The following is a 22,045-nucleotide window of genomic DNA, read 5'->3' on the forward strand; positions in this document are numbered from 1 at the left end:
ATATAAAGAATCAATATTAATGTGTTTATTTCGATAAAAAAAGTACAATTACGATAAAAATTAATAACTTAGTAACGAATATTTTAAGTTAACGACATTTATATTAAACATCTGAAAACTTAAAAAAATCATTTCTCAAATTATTTTCCAAAAATTAAATACGTAGAAATTCGATTCATGAAAGATATTACTCTTAAAGAAATTGCAACTAAACTGGGAATTTCTATCACGACTGTTTCAAAAGCACTAAAAAACTATCCCGATGTTAGTGAAAAAACTAAGAACTCGGTAATCGAACTTGCTCAGAAATTACATTACACCCCTAATAGTTTTGCCGTAAATTTAAGAACAAAAGAGTCAAAAACTATTGGTTTAATTATCCCTGAGGTAGTGCATCATTTTTTTTCGAATGTGGTTAATGCAATTATTAACGAAGCAGAGAAAAACGGTTATCTTGTCATTATTTTACAATCCAATGAAACTTTAGCTTTAGAAAAAAAACAAGTAGAATTACTCATAAACAAGAGAGTCGACGGAATCATTATGTCACTCTCTAATGAATCTAACAACGATGATCATATCAAGGAAATTATAAATAGAAATATTCCTTTTGTAATGTTTGACAAGATTGCCAAGCTTTCTAAGTGTTCGAAAGTGATAATTGATGACCAAAAAGCGGCTTTTAATGCTGTCCAGCACTTGATTGACAATGGCTGCAAAAAAATCGCTCACATTCGTGGACCACTGAATCCTCAAAATGCTATAGATCGTTACATTGGCTATAAAAAAGCGTTAGAAAGCAACCATATTCCTTTTGATACAAAATTAGTCTACACTTGTGATCATGTAACGTTTGATGAAGGCAGAGATTTTGCAAAACAAATTATTAATGAACATCCTGAGGTAGATGGTATTTTTGCCATTACAGATTTGGTTGCGGTAGGCGTCCTTAACTATTTCAATGAAAATAAAATCAAAGTGCCAGAACAAGTAGCTGTAATTGGCTTTAGTAACTGGTTTATGTCACAAGTGCTAACTCCTAAATTAAGCACTGTAGATCAACCAAGCCATGAGATGGGAATTGAATCTTTTAATTTATTATTAGAAGAAATGAATTGCCATAAAGAAGGAATTCCTTTTACGCCAAGAACTATTGAACTGGAAACTAGTGTTATCGTCAGAAAATCTTCCACTAAAATATAAGTTTACGTTATTTTAAAAAATCTATATTTCTTTTTATACCTTGAAATTTTGCTCTCTTTAATGGCGAATTTTTAAAAACTACTCTAAATGTTTCTTCAGTTAGTTCTATCCAATCCTTTTTTGACATCGAAAGTAATTCTGGATTTGGATTAAAAAGAGGTTCATTATGTGGTTTCGAAAACTTATTCCAAGGACAAACATCCTGACAAACGTCACATCCAAAAGTCCAGTCATCAAACTTGCCTTTCATTTCCTGAGGAATATTTTCTTTTAATTCAATCGTGAAGTAGGAAATACATTTGCTCCCATCAACCACATAAGGCGCAACTATTGCCTCAGTTGGACAAGCATCAATGCACGCAGTACAAGTTCCACAATGATCCGTTGTGGGATTGTCATACTCTAAATCTAAATCAATGATCAGCTCCGCTATAAAATAAAAAGAACCTACTTTTTGCGTTAGCAAATTACTGTTTTTTCCAATCCAGCCTAAACCGCTTTTGGCAGCCCAAGCCTTATCGAGCACGGGAGCTGAATCCACAAAGGCACGACCAGAAACTTCACCGATTGTTGACTGAATCGAAAACAAAAATTCTTTAAGTTTCTCTTTAATTACGAAATGATAATCCTGTCCGTACGCATATTTTGACACTTTATAAGAAGCTTCGTTTTGTAGGTCTTCAGGATAATAATTGAGCAAAAGCGAAACGACACTTTTGGCATCATCGACCAGCAGAGTCGGATTTAATCGTTTGTCAAAATGGTTTTCCATATAGGACATTTGGCCGTTTCTATTGTTCTTCAACCAGTTTTCTAAACGTGGCGCTTCTTGTTCCAAGAAACCAGCCCGGGATATCCCACAAGATAAAAAACCAAGACGCTTGGCCTCAGATTTGATAAATTGCGTATATGAAATTTTATTGTTGATAATAAAAAAATAGAAATTTATAAGTAAAAATCCCTAGCCCTGATAGTAGTGGCATCCTTTTTAATAATTTTAGCCTGGCAGCCTTTCGAAGGCTGGAAGCCTAAAATTATTAAAAAGATAGAGCGAATAGCAGGAAATAGCTCCTGAAAAAATTAGAACAAACCACCTTGAATGTTGGTTTTCAATTTTCCTAAATGTTTATAGGCTTTATCAGTAACTTCCCGTCCTCGTGGCGTTCTCATGATAAATCCTTCCTGAATCAAAAACGGTTCGTATACTTCCTCAATGGTTTCGCTACTTTCTGATACAGCTGTTGCCAAAGTTGTTAAACCAACGGGGCCTCCCTTAAATTTGTCAATGATGGTGTTTAAAATTTTATTATCCATCTCATCCAGACCGTGGGCATCTACATTGAGCGCTTTTAGGGCATAACGCGCTATTTCTATGTCTATGGTACCATTCCCTTTTATTTGGGCAAAATCACGTACACGGCGCAATAACGCATTGGCAATCCGCGGTGTTCCTCGGCTTCGACCGGCAATTTCAATAGCAGCTTCTATAGATATTGGCATTTTAAATATAGTAGCACTTCTTTCCACAATTGTGGTTAGTAACTCTGTAGTGTAATACTGTAAGCGAGAGGATATTCCGAAACGAGCTCTCATGGGAGCGGTCAGTAAACCGGAGCGAGTTGTGGCTCCTATTAATGTAAAGGGATTTAAATTGATTTGTACCGTTCTGGCATTAGGTCCAGATTCAATCATGATGTCGATTTTGAAATCCTCCATAGCAGAATATAAATATTCCTCTACTATAGGACTTAATCGATGAATTTCATCAATGAATAAAACATCTCTTTCCTCAAGATTAGTCAATAAACCAGCAAGATCACCGGGTTTATCTAAAACAGGACCAGAAGTAATCTTGATACCCACTTGTAACTCATTAGCAAGAATGTTAGCTAAGGTGGTTTTCCCTAAACCGGGAGGACCGTGAAAAAGCGTGTGATCAAGCGCTTCATTGCGTTGATTTGCGGCTTGAACAAAAACTTTCAGATTTTCTAATATCTGGTCTTGTCCTGCAAAATCATCGAACGAAAGTGGTCTTAATTTTTTTTCAAGATCAAGTTCTTCTGAATTATAACCGCTGGATGTTGGATCTAAATTTTCATTCATTTCACAAAGATAACAAAGCAACTTATAATTATAATTTAAAAAGCTATCCAAATTAGAGTACAGCACAGTAAAATAATCACACCTAAGACAAAAAACGTAATTATAAAAAAAGCCTCTACTTTCGCAGAGGCTTTGAATATTATATTAGTGATGTAGAATCTCTTCACCTTCCTTCATTGGAACGTTTTGAGGTACAAAATCAACATCATGAACTGGATTACTATAGTCATAAGGCCAACGGTGCACTGTTGGTAATTCCCCAGGCCAGTTACCGTGAATATGTTCCACTGGTGCTGTCCACTCTAAAGTATTCGACTTCCAAGGATTCATAACAGATTTTTTACCGTAGAAGATACTACTGAAAAAATTATATAAAAAGACCAATTGAAAAGCGCCACCGATTAAAGCAAAAGTAGTAATCAACACATTTACATTCTGTAAATCATCAAATAACGGGAAGTTAGTATTTGTATAGTAACGTCTTGGCAATCCTGCTAGTCCTATGAAATGCATCGGAAAGAAAACACCATAAGCACAAATTGCAGTCACCCAAAAGTGTACGTAACCCAAATTTTTGTTTAACATCCTTCCAAACATTCTAGGAAACCAATGATAAATACCAGCGAACATACCGTATAATGCAGAAATACCCATTACCAAGTGAAAATGTGCTACAACGAAATACGTATCGTGAACATTAATATCTAACGTACTATCTCCAAGAATAATACCAGTTAAACCACCAGTGATAAACGTAGAAACCAATCCAATTGAAAACAACATTGCTGGATTCAATTGTAAATTACCTTTCCACAATGTAGTTATGTAATTAAACGCTTTTACTGCAGATGGTATTGCTATTAATAAAGTTGTAAAGGTAAAGACTGATCCCAAAAATGGATTCATACCAGAAACAAACATGTGGTGACCCCAAACGATTGTTGATAAGAAAGCAATTGCTATTATCGACATGATCATCGCTCTGTAACCAAAAATAGGCTTACGTGCATTTGTGGCGATTACTTCAGAAGTAATTCCCAAAGCAGGCAATAACACAATATATACTTCAGGGTGACCTAAAAACCAAAATAAATGTTCGAACAAAACAGGAGAACCACCTTGATAATGCAATACTTCACCAGCTATGTAAATATCAGACAAGAAGAAAGAAGTACCAAAACTTCTATCAAAAATCAACAACAAAGCCGCTGATAATAGCACAGGAAATGATACGATACCAATAATTGCAGTCACAAAGAACGCCCATATTGTCAAAGGCAAACGAGTCATTGACATACCCTTTGTTCTTAAATTAATAACCGTAACTACATAATTTAAAGACCCCATTAATGAAGAAGCAATAAAGATAGCCATAGAAATTAACCATAATGTCATTCCCATTCCCGAACCTGGAATTGCCTGTGGCAACGCACTAAGAGGAGGATAAATTGTCCACCCTGATGACGCTGGTCCAGCTTCAACAAATAGTGAACTTATCATGATAACACTCGACAAGAAAAATAGCCAATATGAGACCATATTCATAAACCCCGAAGCCATATCTCTAGCACCAATCTGAAGGGGTATTAATAAATTACTAAAGGTACCGCTTAAAGCGGCAGTCAAAACAAAGAACACCATTATTGTTCCGTGAATTGTAACTAATGCAAGATAAATATCATTAGCCATTACTCCATTTGGAGCAAATTTATCTCCTAATAAAATATTAAAAATTCTAAATGATTCTTCTGGCCATGCTAATTGCATTCTAAAAAGCATAGACATACCAACACCAATAATACCCATGAAAATACCAGTAATTAAGTATTGTTTGGCAATCATTTTATGATCAATACTGAAAATATACTTAGTAATAAAAGTGTCTTTATGGTGATGTTCGTGTTCGTGATCTATAACGTGATCGTGACCTTCTGCTGACATATATGTTTACTTTAAATTTTAATTATACTATTATTTCATTGCCGTAACGACCACAGCGGTAGTGTCATTATCAGTACCACTCTCTGTAGGTGCAGGTGTAGCTAAAGAAGCTTTAACGTCCTTAACGATAGTTGATTGATCCTTTAACCAAAGAGCATAATCTTCAGGAGTATCTACAATAATTTTCATTTGCATATTATAATGAGAAGCACCACAAATTTTGTTACATAACAATAAATAATCAAACGCGTATGGATCCAAAGCAACCTCGCCTTTTGCCACTAGACCTATACTTTTCTTTGCTCTAATCGCATTAATATTAGCAACCTTCTCCACCATGTATGGTAACTCTCTATATTCAGCTGTTGTGTATACCGGCTCAAAAGCAAACTCGGTTACCATTCCCGGCACACAGTTCATTTGTGCTCTGAAGTGCGGCATATACGCTGAGTGCAAAACATCCTGAGAACGCATTTTAAAATGAATTTTCTTTCCTTTAGGAATATGCAATTCCGTGACTAAAATATCATCTTGTGAGTAAGGATCCGCTAAATCAACACCTACTGCGTTAGCACCTTCAATAAAACGGACATTCGCTTTACCTAAAACATTGTCTTCACCTGAATAACGTGCTTTCCAGTTAAACTGTTGCGCATATAACTCAATTACTATTGTATCCTCATCTTCATCAACAAACATAATATTGTTCCAAGCATACAACCCGTAAAGAATTAATCCAGCCAAAACGACTGCAGGAATAACACTCCAGATCGCCTCCAGTTTATTGTTATCTGCAAAATAAAGCGCCTTTTGACCTTTTTTACCTCGGTATTTAAAGGCAAAGTAATGAAGTAAAACTTGAGTTACAGCTTGAACGATAAAAATTAAAGTCCAGGTAATGTTCATCAAATAATCAACTTGCTCGCCATGCGCCGAAGCTGGTGTATGAAGGACTAAAGGTCCCCATACAAACAAACCATATATTGAAAAAATATAAATGAAGGCTAAAAAACCAAACATTAAATAACCTTGCGTATTATTATCATTATCTGTAGCTACTTCAGAGCCATCAGGATTTGAGCCAACTTGCGTCAGATCAAATATTTTAGTCAATTGCCACAAAGCAACAGCTAATAAAGCTAAAACTATAATTACCAACAAACTTGTCATCTGTTTCTTTCTTTAAATATTAATAATGGAAATGTTTACTTTCTTCAATAAACGGATTTCTTTTCGGCAGCAATGGCACTTTTGACAATGCCGTAAATACAACATATATAAATAAGCCTAGGAAGAACAAAACAGAAGCGATCTCGGATATACCAATAAACCAGCTGTCTCCAACAGTGCCTGGCATAATCATAATGAAAAAGTCAATATAATGTCCAACTAAAATCACAACACCTGCCATGACTAAAACCCATGTAATTCTTTTAAAATCTGTATTAATTAAAATTAAAAAAGGAAATACGAAATTTAGAACAACAGCACCAAAAAATGGTAAGTTATATAAATCAATTCTAGTTATGTAATAAGTAACTTCCTCCGGAATATTAGCATACCATATCAACATATATTGTGAAAACCACAAATAAGTCCAAAATATACTAAATCCAAACATAAATTTAGCTAAGTCATGAATGTGGCTAGTATTAACATGCTCAAGGAAACCGTTAGATTTTAAATACAAAGAAACAATTGCAATTACAGTGATTCCACTTACAAAAAAGCTAGAAAAAACGTACCAACCAAATAATGTACTAAACCAATGGGGATCAAGAGACATAATCCAGTCCCATGACATAATTGACTCGGTCACAATAAAGAAAACCAAAAATCCTGCTGACAACTTAAAATTTTTCTTGTAGAACAAATCATCTTTGGCTTCATCTTGCGCTAAACAATTCTTTCTAGAAAAATATTGATACAAACTCCAGCCTGTCAAAAATATGGCTGCTCTTATAATCCAAAATGGAAAATTTAGGTAACCAGCTTTGTTTGCGATCAATTCATCACTAGCTACTACTTCAGGATCCAACCATATAAAAAGATGGTTTAAATGAAAACCACTTAATAACAAAAAGACAAAAAAGATAACCGATCCTACCGGTAGGTAAGAGGTGATTCCTTGCATAACTCTAAATAGGACTGGAGACCAGCCAGCTTGCGCAACTTGTTGGATAGCATAAAAAGCTAAAACACCAAGAGAAGTAAGCATAAAGAATATACACGCCACGTAAAAAGCAGCCCATGGCTTGTTTTGTAACTGATGCAATACATGAGTCAAATGTTCAGTGTGACTACTTTCCTCACTCACTTGATGTTTCTCTGTAGTTTCGTGAGTGGCTAAAGCCTCTTCCTCTGCTGGAGTTGCAACATCAGATACAACAGACTCAACTGCCATCTCCTCACTCTTGTTATTTTCAACAACATTATGATCCCCAGCTACAGTATGACTTTGCTCAGAAGCAGTTGCCACTTCATGATTAGTTTCACCATGACTATCGGCTGCAAGAAGTTTTTCAACGTCTTGAATATTTTTTGGTGCAGTGTAAAAACCATACCCTATACCTAATAAACCAACGGCCATTAGAATAAAGGAAAGAGTTTTTAATTTACTTGAAAATGTATACATATCTAATACGATCAGTTTGTTCAACAATTATAATTCACTTTTTAGTTTCAGAACGTAACTTGCAACAATCCAACGTTCATGGGCACTTAACTGATTAGCATGCGAGCCCATTGAATTTAAACCGTAAGTTACTATATGAAAAATACTTCCTTCAGTTATTACCCTATCTTTATAACTAGGTACACCAAGAAATTTTTCTCTTTCTACTAATATTCCTTTACCATTTCCGGAATTACCATGACAAGTGGCACAATAAATTTCGAATAATTCTTTAGCCTTTTCAGGATCTTTGTTTAAAGAATCCAAAGGAGATTTTAGATTGGCCTTCGCCAAATCATATCCAGCAGTTGAATTTTCATACTCGTATACCTCAGTACCTCTGTCTAAACTTCCCTCAGCAGGAAGTTGACCTTCTTTGCCATTTTTGAATGCTTTCGATTCAGCATAAGTTTCATACCCTACTGATTCGTACATATTTGGAAAATACTGATAGTTTGGTGCCAGATTATCATGGCAGGATGAAACTAAAATAGTTAGACCAAATAAAAGTGTTATTTTATATATACTTTTCATATCTATACTTAATGCTTTTCTATTACTTTAACTTCTACAGCTCCTGTACTTTGAAAAAAAGAAACAAGTTCTTGTTCATTATCATGTACAGCCACTTCCATTAAAAAGTGATCGTCTGTGGTTCTAACATCTGGATTTTCTGCCTCCTTAAAAGGCCATAATTTACTTCTCATGTAAAAAGTAATAACCATTAAATGCGCTGCAAAAAACACAGTAAGTTCAAACATGATTGGCACGAAAGCCGGCATGTTTTCAATATAACTGAAACTAGGTTTACCACCAATGTCTTGAGGCCAATCCTGAATCATGATATAATTCATCATCGCAGTTGCTACTGCAATACCAACACACCCATAAAGAAAAGCACAAATCGCTAATCTTGTTGGTGCAATTCCCATTGCTTTATCCAAACCGTGTACAGGGAATGGAGTAAAAACTTCCTCAATATGATGATGAGCTGCTCTGGTTTTCTTTACCGCATCCATCAAAATATCATCGTCATTATAAATGGCGTATATTACTTTACTACTCATGGTGTGAATCTTTATTTACTTCTCTTTCTCTTTTGTAATTATCTCCAGTACCTTTCAAAATTGTTTTAATCTCAGCCTGGGCTATAACAGGGAATGTTCGTGAATATAACAAAAACAAAACAAAGAAGAATCCAATAGTTCCAATGAAAATACCAATATCAACAAATGTTGGTGAAAACATCGTCCATGACGAAGGCAGATAATCTCTATGCAATGAGGTCACTATAATAACAAATCTTTCAAACCACATTCCTATGTTTACCACAATGGACAATATAAAAGAAAATAAGATACTTGTTCTTAATTTCTTAAACCACATGAATTGAGGAGATAATACATTACATGACATCATCATCAAATATGCCCACCAGTAAGGTCCAGTAGCTCTGTTTAAGAAAGCATATTGCTCATATTCAACTCCTGAATACCAAGCAACGAATAATTCAGTGATGTATGCCACACCTACAATAGAACCTGTGATCATGATCACTATATTCATCAATTCAATATGTTGCACCGTAATATATGCTTCAAGATTCGATACCTTTCTCATAATGATCAACAACGTATTTACCATCGCAAAACCGGAGAAAACTGCTCCTGCTACAAAGTACGGAGGGAAAATCGTAGTGTGCCATCCAGGTATAACCGATGTTGCAAAGTCCATCGATACGATAGTGTGCACAGAAAGCACCAAGGGTGTTGCTAAACCTGCCAGCACAAGCGAAACTTCTTCAAAACGCTGCCAATCCTTAGCTCTACCGCTCCAACCAAAACTTAATATTGAATAGACTCTTTTGTTAAAAGGCGTGATTGCTCTATCGCGTAACATTGCAAAATCGGGTAGCAAACCAGTCCACCAAAACACTAAAGAAACAGATAAATATGTTGAAATCGCGAATACATCCCAAAGTAATGGCGAATTAAAGTTTACCCAAAGAGAACCAAATTGATTCGGGATAGGTAGCACCCAATACGCTAACCATGGGCGACCCATGTGAATAATTGGAAATAAACCAGCTTGAATAACACTAAAAATTGTCATTGCTTCAGCAGAACGGTTAATTGCCATTCTCCATCGTTGACGAAATAATAATAATACAGCCGAAATAAGAGTTCCTGCATGACCGATACCAACCCACCAAACAAAGTTCGTGATATCCCATGCCCATCCGACAGTTTTATTTAACCCCCATGTTCCAATACCTGTAGACACAGTGTAAATAATACAGCCAAGTCCCCAAAGGAAGGCTATTAATGCAATTGAAAATACAATCCACCAATGTTTGTTCGCCTTACCTTCAACAGGCGCGGCTACATCTACAGTTACATCGTGATAAGATTTATCACCTATAACTAAGGGTTTTCTAATGGTTGCTTCGTAGTGAGACGACATAATCCTTTATATTGATTCTTAATTAATTCTATTTTGTACTAGGTATTTCTAACTTTAACGTGATAAATCACATTTGGTTTTGTTCCAACATGCTCCAATAAGTGATACATTCTTTCATCGGCAACTAATGATGCAACTTCAGCAGTTTTATCATTTATATCCCCAAATTTCATCGCTCCATTAGAACAAGCATTTGAACATGCTGTTTGGAATTCACCATCTGCTACAACTCTTCCTTCATTTTTAGCTTTAAGAATTGTTGCTTGTGTCATTTGAATACACATAGAACATTTCTCCATAACCCCACGAGAACGAACATTAACGTCTGGATTCAAAACCATACGGCCTAGATCATCATTCATGTGATAATCAAATTCACTATTTTTGTTGTACAAGAACCAGTTAAAACGACGCACCTTATATGGACAGTTGTTGGCGCAATAACGTGTTCCTACACATCTGTTATAAGCCATGTGATTTTGACCTTGACGAGAGTGTGAAGTCGCAGCAACTGGACAAACAGTTTCGCAAGGTGCATGATTACAATGCTGACACATAACAGGCTGGAAGGAAACTTGTGGATTATCACCCGCTTTTTCCATTTCGTTAAATGTAGACAAAGAGCTTGCTAAACCTGCAATATTATCTTTTCTTTCGTTATCACCCTCAAAAGTACTTTCCGAAGAATAATACCTGTCAATACGCAACCAGTGCATATCACGACTTCTTCTTACTTCTGATTTTCCAACAACAGGAACATTATTTTCAGCGTGACAAGCTATTACACAAGCACCACAACCCGTACATGCATTTAGATCTATTGAAAGATTAAAATGATGACCGACAGAACGATCGAATGAAGTCCATAAATCAACCGTAGTCCCTTCTACCTCTTTATGATCCAATGAAACCATTGGTTTAGGATTCCAGATCTCGGCATCTTTTGTATTGAAAATTTCTAAAGTAGTTTCTTTAATAATATCTCCTCTACCCATCAATGTCTTTTGACCTTGAACACAAGCAAACTCATGTTCTCCGCCGGCTTTCGCCAAAGTAACGGATTGAACATTATTAAAGTTTTTGTATAATGAGTAAGCATTTACACCAACAATCATCTCCTCTTTCAAAGCTGCCTTACGACCGTAACCTAATGCTAAACCAATAGTTCCAACAGCTTGACCTGGTTGAACAATTACCGGCACATTTTCTAACTTCTGTCCATCAGCAGTAGTGATAGTAGCATAACTTCCGTTTAAACCACCATTAGCTACTATTTCATTTGAAAGTTCATACTTTTTAGCATCTGCATTTGATACAGTTAAATAATTATCCCAAGAAACTCTAGTAATAGGATCTGGAAACTCTTGTAACCAAGGGTTATTCGCTTGTTGACCGTCGCCCAATCCAGTTTTAGTGTATAACACTAATTCTAGTCCTTGGTTACCTTTTGATTTAGCTAAGGCATTTGCCGCAACATCATAATCAACACTTATTGCAGATGCAGTAGGTACAGCTCCAATGTAGACACCATCATGTAAAACTTTATTCCACGTAGACCCTAAAACTATTGCCGATGCATTAGACTTAATGTAATCATAAAAAGTACCTGAAGTGCCATTTAAAGACAACAACACATCTTGAAATTGTTTTGTATTAAAAAGAGGACGGATCGTAGGTTGAGTAATACCATAAGAACCTTTTGTAAAACTAACGTCGTTCCACGATTCCAAATAATGAGGAACCGGAGCAGCAACAGTACTTACTAAAGCAGTCTCATCTTCTTTCAAAGTGAATGATACTGATGTTTTAACTTTCTTTAATGCCTCTACAAATGAAGTACTATCCGCAATAGTATAGACTGGATTAACACCACTCATAATCAAAGTATGAACACTACCTGCCTTCATATCATTAATTAACTGCGCCACCCTTTCGTTAGAACCTTTTCTAATCTGTCTGACACCAGATGTCGAAAAAGCATCACTTGTTAGTACTTGGTTAACAGCCAAAACTAATAACTGTGCATTTTTATCTTGTATTCCAGTAACCAATACTCCTTTTGAACCAGCAGCCTTTAATTGCTGCGCAGCCTTGGTAACCTCTATTTTAAATTTATTATCTAAAGTTACCGGAACAGATGATCCAGTTACAATATTATAAATATGAACTAATGCCATTTTCTGATCTGCAGTTGACATCGCTAAGCGTTTGTCAGCAGCTGCACCCGAAAGTGTCATATTAGCTTCCAATTGAAAATGACGAGACATTTTCCCTGCTTTGGGTACTCTTGACTGGGTATAACTAGAATCATAACCACCTCCTTGCCAATCTCCTAGAAAATCAGCACCAATAGAAACTATAAGTCCAGCCTTTGAAAAATCATAATCAACTAAAGCTCTCTCTCCATACACACTTTCAAAGGCATCTAAGGCCTCAGAAGAAGAAACAGCATCGTAAACAACATGTTTAGCATTTGCATTTTTAGCAATAAACTCAGCAATCAGCTTTTCTGTTGATGGGCTAGCCAATGTATTGGTTAAAAGTACAACTTGACCACCTTTTGTAGAGGCATCAGCTATACTGTCTTTTATTTTTGAATCAACCTCCGACCAAGCTACATTTTTACCCCCTATTTTTGGCTCTTTCAAGCGCATGCTGTCATACAATGACAAAATAGAAGCATGTATTCTTGCATTAGCACTAAACCTTGCTCCTTCAATCTTATTATTATCTATTTTGATTGGGCGGCCTTCACGTGTTTTGATTAAAAGATTTGCAAAATCAAATCCATCAAAAACAGAAGTTGCATAATAATCAGCTACTCCTGGAATGATTTGTTCCGGTTGAAGCACGTACGGAATAGACTTGTTAACCGGTCCCTCGCAAGCGGCAAGAGTTGCTGCAGCAGTACTAAAACCAACGTACTTTAAAAAATCACGACGTGATGTTGGCGAAGATGATAATGTATCATTATTTCCTAAAAACTCATCAGTAGGAATTTCTTCAACAAATTCGTTATTTTTAAGCGCCTCAACAACAGAACTATTTTGATCTAGTTCTTCAACACTTTTCCAGTATTTTTTGTTTGATGACATATATAAATATTAAAATCTTAATAATTTGATTAATAATGGCATTTGCCACATTCTAAACCTCCCATTTGTGCTGCAGTCAACTTATCGACACCATACTTTTTAGACAGCTCCTCATGAATTTTTGTGTAGTATTCATTTCCTTCCATCTTAACCTCGGTTTTTCTGTGACAGTCAATACACCAACCCATAGTCAAAGGTGCGAATTGTTTTTGAATTTCATATTCTTGAACCGGCCCGTGACATGTTTGACATTCGATACCAGCCACCGTAACGTGTTGCGAGTGATTAAAATATACAAAATCAGGTAAGTTGTGAATGCGAACCCATTTAACAGGCTGTGACTTTCCAGTATAAGTTTGAGTTGCCTGATCCCAACCAACTGCGGTATATAATTTCTGGATTTGCTCATCGTAAAAAGCCTTGCTGTACTCAGGAGTAGCAGTAGTTTCAGCAACCTCAGCAATATTTTTATGGCAATTCATACAAACATTTAATGACGGTATACCTGCATTTTTACTAACTCTCGCCGCTGAGTGGCAATATTTACAGTTGATCTCGTTATCCCCAGCATGTATTCTGTGTGAATAATGGATAGGCTGCACCGGTGCGTAGTCTTGATCTACGCCTATTTGCATCAAATACCCATACACAAAATAAGCACCTGCCAACAACAAGAATATTGAAGTTACTAATACTAAAAACTGATTTCTAACAAAAGCCTTCCAAATTGGCGTCGTAGGAGTTTTTGGAGCAACTTCGATACCGTTAGCTTTAGCTACTTTAGTAAGAAGGTTATTAACAAGAACTAACATCACCACAAGAACCAACAACACCAGAGACAAGGCTCCTAAAATAATATTATTAGTAACCCCATTGTCACCAGATCCAGCACCTGGAACCGCAGCAGCACCGGCAACAGCCACAGGAGCTTCCGCTTTTGGCTCTGACGTGTAAGCTATTATGTTGTCAATATCAGCATCCGACAACTGAGGAAAAGCAGACATTACACCTTTATTATTTTCCTCGTACACTTTGACCGCTTGCGCATCTCCAGATTTTATTAGCTCCGAACTATTACGAATCCACTTGTAAAGCCAGGGAGCATCGTATTTAGCCCCTACACCTCTAAGGGCAGGGCCAGTTGCTTTTGCATCTAGTTTATGACATGCCGCACAGTTTGCGTTAAAAAGCTCTTTACCTTTGATTGGATCCGCACTTTGTGAAGTGGCAACATCCGTAGTAACATCCGCTACTGCTGGAGTAGCTTCTTGAGCAAATGAAGTAAAGGAAACAGTTAGCATTAATGCTAAACTAAATATTAATTTCCTTGAGACCGAATTATGGTTACCCACCTTTTTCATATAGTATAATGATTATCTACTAAAAATTGGCACAGTTTTTTCTAATTGTTTTACAAAAAACTGATCCTTTATTTTAAACTTGCACAAAAATACGACTTAAGAACTACTCTCAAAACCATAAAATAGTCTTAATTTCAATTTATATCTATTCTAAATAACTTTTTAGCTTTGGTATCTTTTCTTAAATTGTATTTTTGCATAAAAACAATCACATTATGAGAATTTTAGCCTCTAAGAAAGCTTTTTTTATCACCCTTACATTCTGTATTTCTTACAGCAACGCTTCAGCACAAGAAGGAAATATAAGCGTAAATCAAGACCCAAAATTTGAACAATTACTTCAAGAAAAGAGAAAAACAAATGTATCTAATGCATTAAATGACCAATATAAAATTCAAATTTTTAGTGGAGCGAGCGAAAAAGCGAAAAATCACCTCTATGAATTTAAACAGGAATTTACAGCCATTGATGGCACTATTGTTTTTTTTGCTCCAAATTATAAAGTTTGGGTTGGTAACTTCAAAACACGAATTGAAGCAGAACGAAATTTAATAGAAATCGAAAAAAGATATTCTCCCGTTCACTTAATAAAACCCAACAAATAATCTTTTAGATTTAATAAGAAAACCACTTCACGAGAGTGGTTTTTTTTTGCTATCCAATACCGTGATATATTGCTCTAAAAATGATAGAATAATAAATTAAAAACAACAAAAAAGAAAAATCTAACCATCTAATTTCAAAGTGTTTCCAACAAAAACTTTCAGTAAAAAAATTGGCTCCTCACAACTTAATGCCACGCGCAAAAAAAAGGTGAAAATAAACTGCAATTAAGAATATTTTTTTTTAAAATATTCTACAGTTATTTTTAACAGACCGAGATTACATCCTTCAAATCTTCTGTCTAACTAACTTATATATTATGTTCAACTACGATCTAAATTTGTAGTTTGCTAAGTAGCTTAAAATGAATTTTTATCAGGTATATAAACTATCAACACCAATGACACCTCTCCTGAATCAGTATTTGCACTAAAATACAAGTCATGTTCTGCTTTTATAATATAGAACTAACGAAGCACATACTAGTTACTTAAATTGGATAGCATACATGCAAATTCCTTTCTTTGCTCGGACCATCATGCATTTATCAGGACAATTATAGCTTTACATTAAAACAAAAAATCCCGACGAATCGGGATTTACATTGTACTCTATAACGTATTACTTTAATTTCTTCTTAACCGCTACTTCGTGGTACGACTCTATAATATCTCTTTCTTCGATATCATTATAGCCTTTTATTTGTATACCACAATCATATCCTTTAGCGACCTCTTTGACATCATCTTTGAATCGTTTTAACGCAATTAGCTCACCTGTATGAACAACCACTCCATCTCTGATAATTCTCATTTTAGCATTTCTGGAAATTTTCCCGTCCATTACCATACAACCAGCAATAGATCCAACTTTAGAGATTTTGAATATCTCTCTAATCTCAGCAGTTCCAAGAATCTCTTCTTTCATTTCAGGAGCTAACATTCCTTCCATTGCATCTTTCAAGTCATCGATAGCAGCGTAGATGATAGAATAATAACGAATATCTATTTCCTCTTTGTCTGCTAGTTGTCTAGCATTTCCAGCAGGACGAACATTAAATCCAATGATGATTGCATCTGAAGCAGAAGCCAACATTACATCAGTCTCTGTAATAGCACCAACACCTTTGTGTATAATATTAATTTGGATCTCTTCAGTCGACAATTTAGAGAATGAATCAGACAACGCTTCTACAGATCCATCAACATCTCCTTTAAGGATGATGTTTAATTCTTTAAATTGACCTAATGCTATTCTACGACCAATTTCATCTAAAGTAATATGTCGCTGCGTACGAACTGATTGTTCACGCATCAATTGAGATCGCTTTGAAGCAATTTGTTTGGCTTCTTTTTCATCTTCAAAAATATTGAATTTATCTCCTGCAGTTGCTGCGCCATCAAGTCCAAGAACTGATACTGGAGTCGAAGGACCCGCAACAGTTACTATGTTCCCTCTTTCATCATGCATGGCTTTTATTTTACCATGATGCTTACCAGCTAGCATGTAATCACCAACTCTTAATGTTCCGTGTTGTACTAATATGGTTGAAACGTAACCCTTTCCTTTGTCAAGGAATGCCTCAACTACTGTTCCTTGAGCAGCTTTGTTAGGATTTGCTTTCAAATCTAAAAGTTCTGCTTCTAACAATACTTTTTCTAATAACTCTTTTACACCTGTACCTACTTTGGCAGAAATATCATGAGATTGAATTTTACCTCCCCAATCTTCTACTAATAGATTCATACCTGCTAATCTTTCTTTTACTTTCTCAGGATTAGCATTAGGTTTATCAATTTTATTGATAGCAAATATTATCGGTACTCCCGCTGCTTGCGCATGGCTAATTGCTTCTTTAGTTTGTGGCATGATGTCATCATCTGCTGCGATTACGATAATTGCAATATCAGTAACTTGGGCACCACGAGCACGCATCGCTGTAAAAGCCTCATGTCCCGGTGTATCTAAAAACGCTATTTTTTGACCATTATCTAAAGTTACTCCGTATGCACCAATATGCTGCGTAATTCCTCCAGACTCCCCTGCTATAACATTTTCTTTACGAACATAATCCAGCAACGATGTTTTACCATGATCTACGTGTCCCATTACCGTTACGATAGGTGCTCTGAACACTAAATCTTCCTCTTTATCTTCAACAACTTGAATTGCTTCCTCGATATCAACAGTAATGAATTCAACTTCATACCCAAATTCATCTGCAACGATGGTCAATGTTTCCGCATCAAGACGCTGGTTCATTGTAACCATTATTCCCAGTGACATACAAGTACCAATCACTTTAGTAATTGGCACATCCATCATAATTGCAATTTCACCTACTGTTACAAATTCAGTAACCTTGATAGTTTTACTTCCTTCATCAATAGCTCTTTGCTCATCATCAGATTTCTGACGGTGTGTGTCTCTCTTATCTCTTCTATATTTAGCCGCTTTAGATTTACCACCTTTACCTTGTAGTTTTTCTAAAGTTTCTCTAATTTGATTTTTAACTTCTTCTTCCGTTGGCTCAACTTTTGCAACAATAGCCGGTCTATTTCCACGAACAAAACCCGGTCTTGAGCTTCTATTGGCATTAAATCCTCCGCCACCTACATTAGGCGTAATTTTATTAGGATTCGGAGCACCTGGAACACCTGGCGGTCTAGGAGCACCCGGTTTAGGAGCAATTCTTTTACGCTTATTTTTGTTAGCGTTAGCAGCATTAGATCCCGGAGCACCTGGTTTATTAGGTGTTATTTTTGGCTCTTCTTTCTTCTTTTTAGGTTTATTAAATTGAGATAAATCAATTATTTGACCTGTCAAAGTAGTTCCAGATAATTTTTGATATTGGGTCGTGATGGTTTCATCAACAGGTGTCTCTTCAACTTTTACTGGCGCTGCTTTTTCAATCTCTGTTGGTTTGACAGCAGCTTCTTTTGAGGTTTCCTTTTTCACTTCTTTAACATTAACAACAGGCTTAACATCCTTTTTATCGGAAACAGGTTTTTCTTCCAAGGTTTTTTCAACCACTGGTTTTTGTACTACAGTTTCTTTAGGAACAGCATTAACTTCAGCAGTTTTAATCTTAGGAGTTTCAGCATTAACAATCGGCTTTATAGGTGTAACAACCGCTTTTTTTGGATTAAGATCAATCTTACCCACTTGCACAGGACCTGCTATAACTGCTCTCGCCTTTATAACTTCCTGTTGTTTTACACGCTCCTCTTCAATCCTACGCTTGTCTTCAATTTCTTTTTCACGCTCTAAACGCAAAGCCTCTTTTTCTTTCCTTTTCTCTTCACCTACTTCTTTGGAGGCTTCTTTATTCCCTTTGTCACCTGCAAATTGACCGCACAAGACATTGTATACATCATTAGAAATTTTTGTGTTGGGATTTGCGTCAATAGCAATTCCTTTATCTTTTAGATAATCCACAGCTCTTTCTAAAGAAATATTCAATTCTCTTAAAACTTTGTTTATTCTAATAATTCTCTCTTCAGACATAAAACCTTTTTATTATTACCTTTTTTGTTATTCCTCACTTTACTCCCAACCCGATACCTATCGAGCAAGAACTAATTGTAAAGTGGCATGTTTATCGTTGAAGATCTATTGACTAACTATCAAATTCTTCTTTCAATATTCTCATTACATCTAAAATCGTTTCCTCTTCTAGATCCGTTCTTCTTACTAAATCTGCTACTTCTTGTTTCAAAATACTTTTTGCGGTATCCAATCCAATTTTAGCAAACTCTTCAATAACCCAGCCTTCAATTTCATCTGAAAACTCTGTTAATTCAACATCATCATCATCCGCTGTTGCTCCCGCAACATCACCTTCGCGTATAACGTCTAATTCATAGCCTGTTAATAAACCTGCTAATTTGATATTGTGTCCACCACGACCAATAGCTTTAGAAACTTCTTCAAGTTTCAAGAAAACCTCTGCTCTTTTCGTTTCTTCATTAATTTTAATCGAAGAGACTTTTGCAGGGCTCAGCGCTCTCGTGATAAACAATTGAATGTTACTTGTATAATTGATAACATCTATATTCTCATTCCCTAATTCACGAACAATCCCGTGAATTCGCGATCCCTTCATACCCACACAAGCTCCAACAGGATCTATCCTGTCATCATAAGAATCAACAGCTACTTTGGCTTTTTCACCAGGTATTCTTACTACTTTTTTAACCATAATCAAACCGTCAAAAACCTCAGGAATTTCTTGTTCAAATAATTTTTCCAAGAACTTTTCAGATGTTCTTGACATAATAATTTGAGGTTTGTTTCCTTTCAATTCAACGCTTTCTATTATTCCACGGATATTATCTCCTTTGCGGAAAAAATCAGAAGGAATTTGTTTTTCCTTTGGAAGAATGATTTCGTTACCTTCATCATCTACTAAAATAACAACTCTAGGACGCACATGATGCACCTCAGCCGTATAAATATCTCCAATTAAATCCTTAAATTGTTTGTAAAGATTTGTGTTGTCATGTTCATGAATTTTAGAAATCAAATTTTGGCGTAAAGCTAAAATTGCTCTTCTCCCTAAATCAATTAATTTCACTTCTTCGGAAACCTCTTCACCAATTTCAAAATCAGGCTCTATCTTTCTGGCATCTGTCAAAGTAATCTCAAGATGATCAAGATCTAGATCATCATCCGCAACGATTACTCTTCTTTGCCAGATCTCCATATCCCCTTTATCAGGATTTATAATGATGTCAAAATTATCATCTGAACCGTATTTTTTCTTCAATGCATTTCTAAATACATCTTCTAAAATCGCCATAAGCGTTACACGATCAATAAGTTTATCATCTTTAAACTCTGAGAATGAATCGATTAATGCTAAATTTTCCATGCGAATTCTTTAATTAAAATGTTACTGTAACAATTGCTTCTTTAATGTCTACATAAGGCAGTTTGAGTTCTTTTTGAACTGTTTCTTTTCCTTTTCCAATTTTTTTTGGCTCTCTTGCTTTCCAAGACAAAATTACAAAATCATCATTAGCATCCACTAATTCTGCTTCAATTATTTCTGCCCCAGTTTTCACAATTAATGTTCGCCCTATATTTTTTTTGTATTGTCTAATCAATTTTAGCGGAGATCCTACTCCTACCGAAGCCACTTCCAAAGAAAAATCTTGTTCTTCCCGATCCAAATTATTATCTAGTGATCGACTCACATCAATACAATCTTGCAATGCAACTCCATTATCCCCATCCAGGGTCACTATAACCTTGAATGCATCGGTAATAATCAAGTCTATCAAAAAAATTGATGGCTTTTCTAAAAGGCCTTCTGCCAACAATGCGCTTACTTTTTCTTTAAATGTCATATTCTTATAAAAAGAGGGGACATTTAGTCCCCTCATTATCTAGATTTTAATAAATAACGGTGCAAATATAGTGTTTTTTTTTATAAACCAAAATATTCAATTGGTCTAAAATATTTTCTTATCTTTATTATAGCTCTAAAGTTGATAATTTTACCAAAATTTAACACGCCGTAGTTATGAAACGTATTTTAGTTCCAACCGACTTTTCTGAACATGCCGAGAAAGCCTTAAAAGCTGCCGCCTTTATTGCAAAAAAAACCAAGTCTGAAATATTCCTTTTGCATCTCTTAGAATTACCAAACCAAATGATTGATTCTGTCACGGAGTCAAACCACATCCCCGAGGTAATGTTGCTTATCAAAAAAGCAAATGAAACCCTTCAAAAAATACGAGAACAGCCCTTCCTGAAAGGAATTACAGTAACTGCTTCAATACAATTTGAAAGAGCTTTCAGTGGTATTTTATCGTTTAACAAAAAAAATGAAATTGACTTGATTATCATGGGATCCCATGGCACTTCAGGCATCGAAGAAATTCTTATTGGCTCTAATACCGAAAAGGTCGTCCGACTCTCCGAAATTCCGGTTTTAGTGATAAAAAAAGAACTAAATGAATTGAAATTCAAAAATTTTGTCTTTGCCTCCGATTTTTCAAAAGAAACCAGAAAGCCTTTTAAAAAAATGATAGCGTTCTCCAAAATTTTTGATGCTAATTTGTTTTTGGTAATGATTTGCACTCCCAATAGCTTTAAGACAACTAGTATTGCTGAAAAAGTAATGGGCGATTTTATAGCTGATTTTGATGTTCCAAATTATTCAATACATCTTTTTAATGACGCTAATATCGAAAATGGAATAACGAATTTCGCAAAAACAATAGATGCTGATTTAATTGGACTATGCACTCATGGCAGAACAGGATTTGCTCATTTTTTTAACGGAAGTATCAGCGAAGATCTAGTAAACCATGAAAACAAACCTGTTATCACTTTTAGAATATAGCTCAACCCGAAAATAGAATTAATCATATTCGCTTTACTCTAGAATACATGTAGACCAAATAAATATTTTAAATGTAGCGTAAAAAAAAACCTCTCAAAATTTGAGAGGTTTTTTGTTGGTCTACAAGGACTCGAACCTTGAACGACTGCACCAAAAACAGTTGTGTTACCATTACACCATAGACCAGTATTGCTGCTAAGCGAGTGCAAATTTAAAATAAAATTCAGTTTGTACAAATTTTTTTTGCTTT

At 35.5% G+C, this 22,045-nt stretch carries 16 protein-coding genes and 1 tRNA gene; 3 read left to right on the forward strand and 14 right to left on the reverse strand.

Annotation, left to right across the window (positions count from 1 at the left end; translation table 11 throughout):
• Positions 1–177 precede the first annotated feature (177 nt).
• Complete coding sequence (locus tag ACEN2F_RS04060; RefSeq protein WP_441736390.1) at positions 178–1,203, forward strand: LacI family DNA-binding transcriptional regulator; 1,026 nt, start codon at positions 178–180, stop codon at positions 1,201–1,203.
• Between the two features lie 7 nt (positions 1,204–1,210).
• Here the strand turns inward: ACEN2F_RS04060 and queG are convergent, their stop codons facing one another.
• From queG to ACEN2F_RS04110, 10 genes are all read right to left on the reverse strand, one after another.
• Positions 1,211–2,134, reverse strand: a complete 924-nt coding sequence (gene queG / locus ACEN2F_RS04065) for a tRNA epoxyqueuosine(34) reductase QueG (RefSeq protein WP_441736828.1) — start codon at positions 2,132–2,134, stop codon at positions 1,211–1,213.
• Between the two features lie 149 nt (positions 2,135–2,283).
• Positions 2,284–3,306 (reverse strand): Holliday junction branch migration DNA helicase RuvB, encoded by a 1,023-nt coding sequence (gene ruvB / locus ACEN2F_RS04070; protein ID WP_441736392.1) that lies wholly within the window; start codon positions 3,304–3,306, stop codon positions 2,284–2,286.
• Positions 3,307–3,450: 144 nt separating this feature from the next.
• Entirely contained in the window at positions 3,451–5,247 is a 1,797-nt protein-coding gene (locus ACEN2F_RS04075) for a cytochrome c oxidase subunit I (RefSeq protein ID WP_441736394.1), read from the reverse strand.
• A 30-nt stretch (positions 5,248–5,277) separates the two neighbouring features.
• Complete coding sequence (locus ACEN2F_RS04080; protein ID WP_441736396.1) at positions 5,278–6,417, reverse strand: cytochrome c oxidase subunit II; 1,140 nt, start codon at positions 6,415–6,417, stop codon at positions 5,278–5,280.
• A gap of 19 nt (positions 6,418–6,436) precedes the next feature.
• Positions 6,437–7,882 carry a quinol:cytochrome C oxidoreductase gene (locus ACEN2F_RS04085; protein ID WP_441736829.1) on the reverse strand — a complete coding sequence of 482 codons (1,446 nt, stop codon included), beginning with the start codon at positions 7,880–7,882 and terminating at the stop codon, positions 6,437–6,439.
• Between the two features lie 27 nt (positions 7,883–7,909).
• Positions 7,910–8,455, reverse strand: coding sequence for a c-type cytochrome (locus ACEN2F_RS04090; RefSeq protein ID WP_441736398.1), 546 nt, complete (start codon positions 8,453–8,455; stop codon positions 7,910–7,912).
• A gap of 8 nt (positions 8,456–8,463) precedes the next feature.
• Positions 8,464–8,988 carry a DUF3341 domain-containing protein gene (locus ACEN2F_RS04095; RefSeq protein ID WP_441736400.1) on the reverse strand — a complete coding sequence of 175 codons (525 nt, stop codon included), beginning with the start codon at positions 8,986–8,988 and terminating at the stop codon, positions 8,464–8,466.
• Positions 8,981–10,384 carry an NrfD/PsrC family molybdoenzyme membrane anchor subunit gene (gene nrfD / locus ACEN2F_RS04100; protein WP_441736402.1) on the reverse strand — a complete coding sequence of 468 codons (1,404 nt, stop codon included), beginning with the start codon at positions 10,382–10,384 and terminating at the stop codon, positions 8,981–8,983. The genes ACEN2F_RS04095 and nrfD overlap by 8 nt, the downstream gene beginning before the upstream one ends.
• A gap of 38 nt (positions 10,385–10,422) precedes the next feature.
• Positions 10,423–13,479, reverse strand: coding sequence for a TAT-variant-translocated molybdopterin oxidoreductase (locus ACEN2F_RS04105; RefSeq protein ID WP_441736403.1), 3,057 nt, complete (start codon positions 13,477–13,479; stop codon positions 10,423–10,425).
• 29 nt (positions 13,480–13,508) lie between these two features.
• On the reverse strand, positions 13,509–14,840 hold the full coding sequence (locus ACEN2F_RS04110) for a c-type cytochrome (protein WP_441736405.1): 1,332 nt from the start codon (positions 14,838–14,840) through the stop codon (positions 13,509–13,511).
• Positions 14,841–15,055: 215 nt separating this feature from the next.
• On the opposite strand from ACEN2F_RS04110, the gene ACEN2F_RS04115 reads away from it, so the two are divergent.
• The gene (locus ACEN2F_RS04115) at positions 15,056–15,445 is read left to right on the forward strand and encodes an SPOR domain-containing protein (RefSeq protein ID WP_441736407.1); all 390 of its coding nucleotides are present in this window, start codon (positions 15,056–15,058) and stop codon (positions 15,443–15,445) included.
• A 619-nt stretch (positions 15,446–16,064) separates the two neighbouring features.
• Here ACEN2F_RS04115 and infB read toward each other — a convergent pair.
• The 3 genes from infB to rimP all read right to left on the reverse strand — a co-directional run bounded on the left by infB (position 16,065) and on the right by rimP (position 20,794).
• Complete coding sequence (infB, locus tag ACEN2F_RS04120) at positions 16,065–18,950, reverse strand: translation initiation factor IF-2 (RefSeq protein ID WP_441736408.1); 2,886 nt, start codon at positions 18,948–18,950, stop codon at positions 16,065–16,067.
• A 112-nt stretch (positions 18,951–19,062) separates the two neighbouring features.
• Positions 19,063–20,316, reverse strand: a complete 1,254-nt coding sequence (nusA, locus tag ACEN2F_RS04125) for a transcription termination factor NusA (protein ID WP_441736410.1) — start codon at positions 20,314–20,316, stop codon at positions 19,063–19,065.
• A gap of 13 nt (positions 20,317–20,329) precedes the next feature.
• A complete protein-coding gene (gene rimP / locus ACEN2F_RS04130) occupies positions 20,330–20,794 on the reverse strand; it encodes a ribosome assembly cofactor RimP (protein ID WP_441736831.1) in 465 nt (154 codons plus the stop codon).
• A 176-nt stretch (positions 20,795–20,970) separates the two neighbouring features.
• On the opposite strand from rimP, the gene ACEN2F_RS04135 reads away from it, so the two are divergent.
• A complete protein-coding gene (locus ACEN2F_RS04135; protein WP_441736412.1) occupies positions 20,971–21,795 on the forward strand; it encodes a universal stress protein in 825 nt (274 codons plus the stop codon).
• 115 nt (positions 21,796–21,910) lie between these two features.
• On the opposite strand, the gene ACEN2F_RS04140 is transcribed toward ACEN2F_RS04135, so the two are convergent.
• A tRNA-Gln gene (locus tag ACEN2F_RS04140) sits at positions 21,911–21,981 on the reverse strand.
• Between the last annotated feature and the right edge of the window lie 64 nt (positions 21,982–22,045).

This window comes from Flavobacterium sp. W20_MBD1_R3, from assembly GCF_052119725.1.
Classification (GTDB): domain Bacteria; phylum Bacteroidota; class Bacteroidia; order Flavobacteriales; family Flavobacteriaceae; genus Flavobacterium.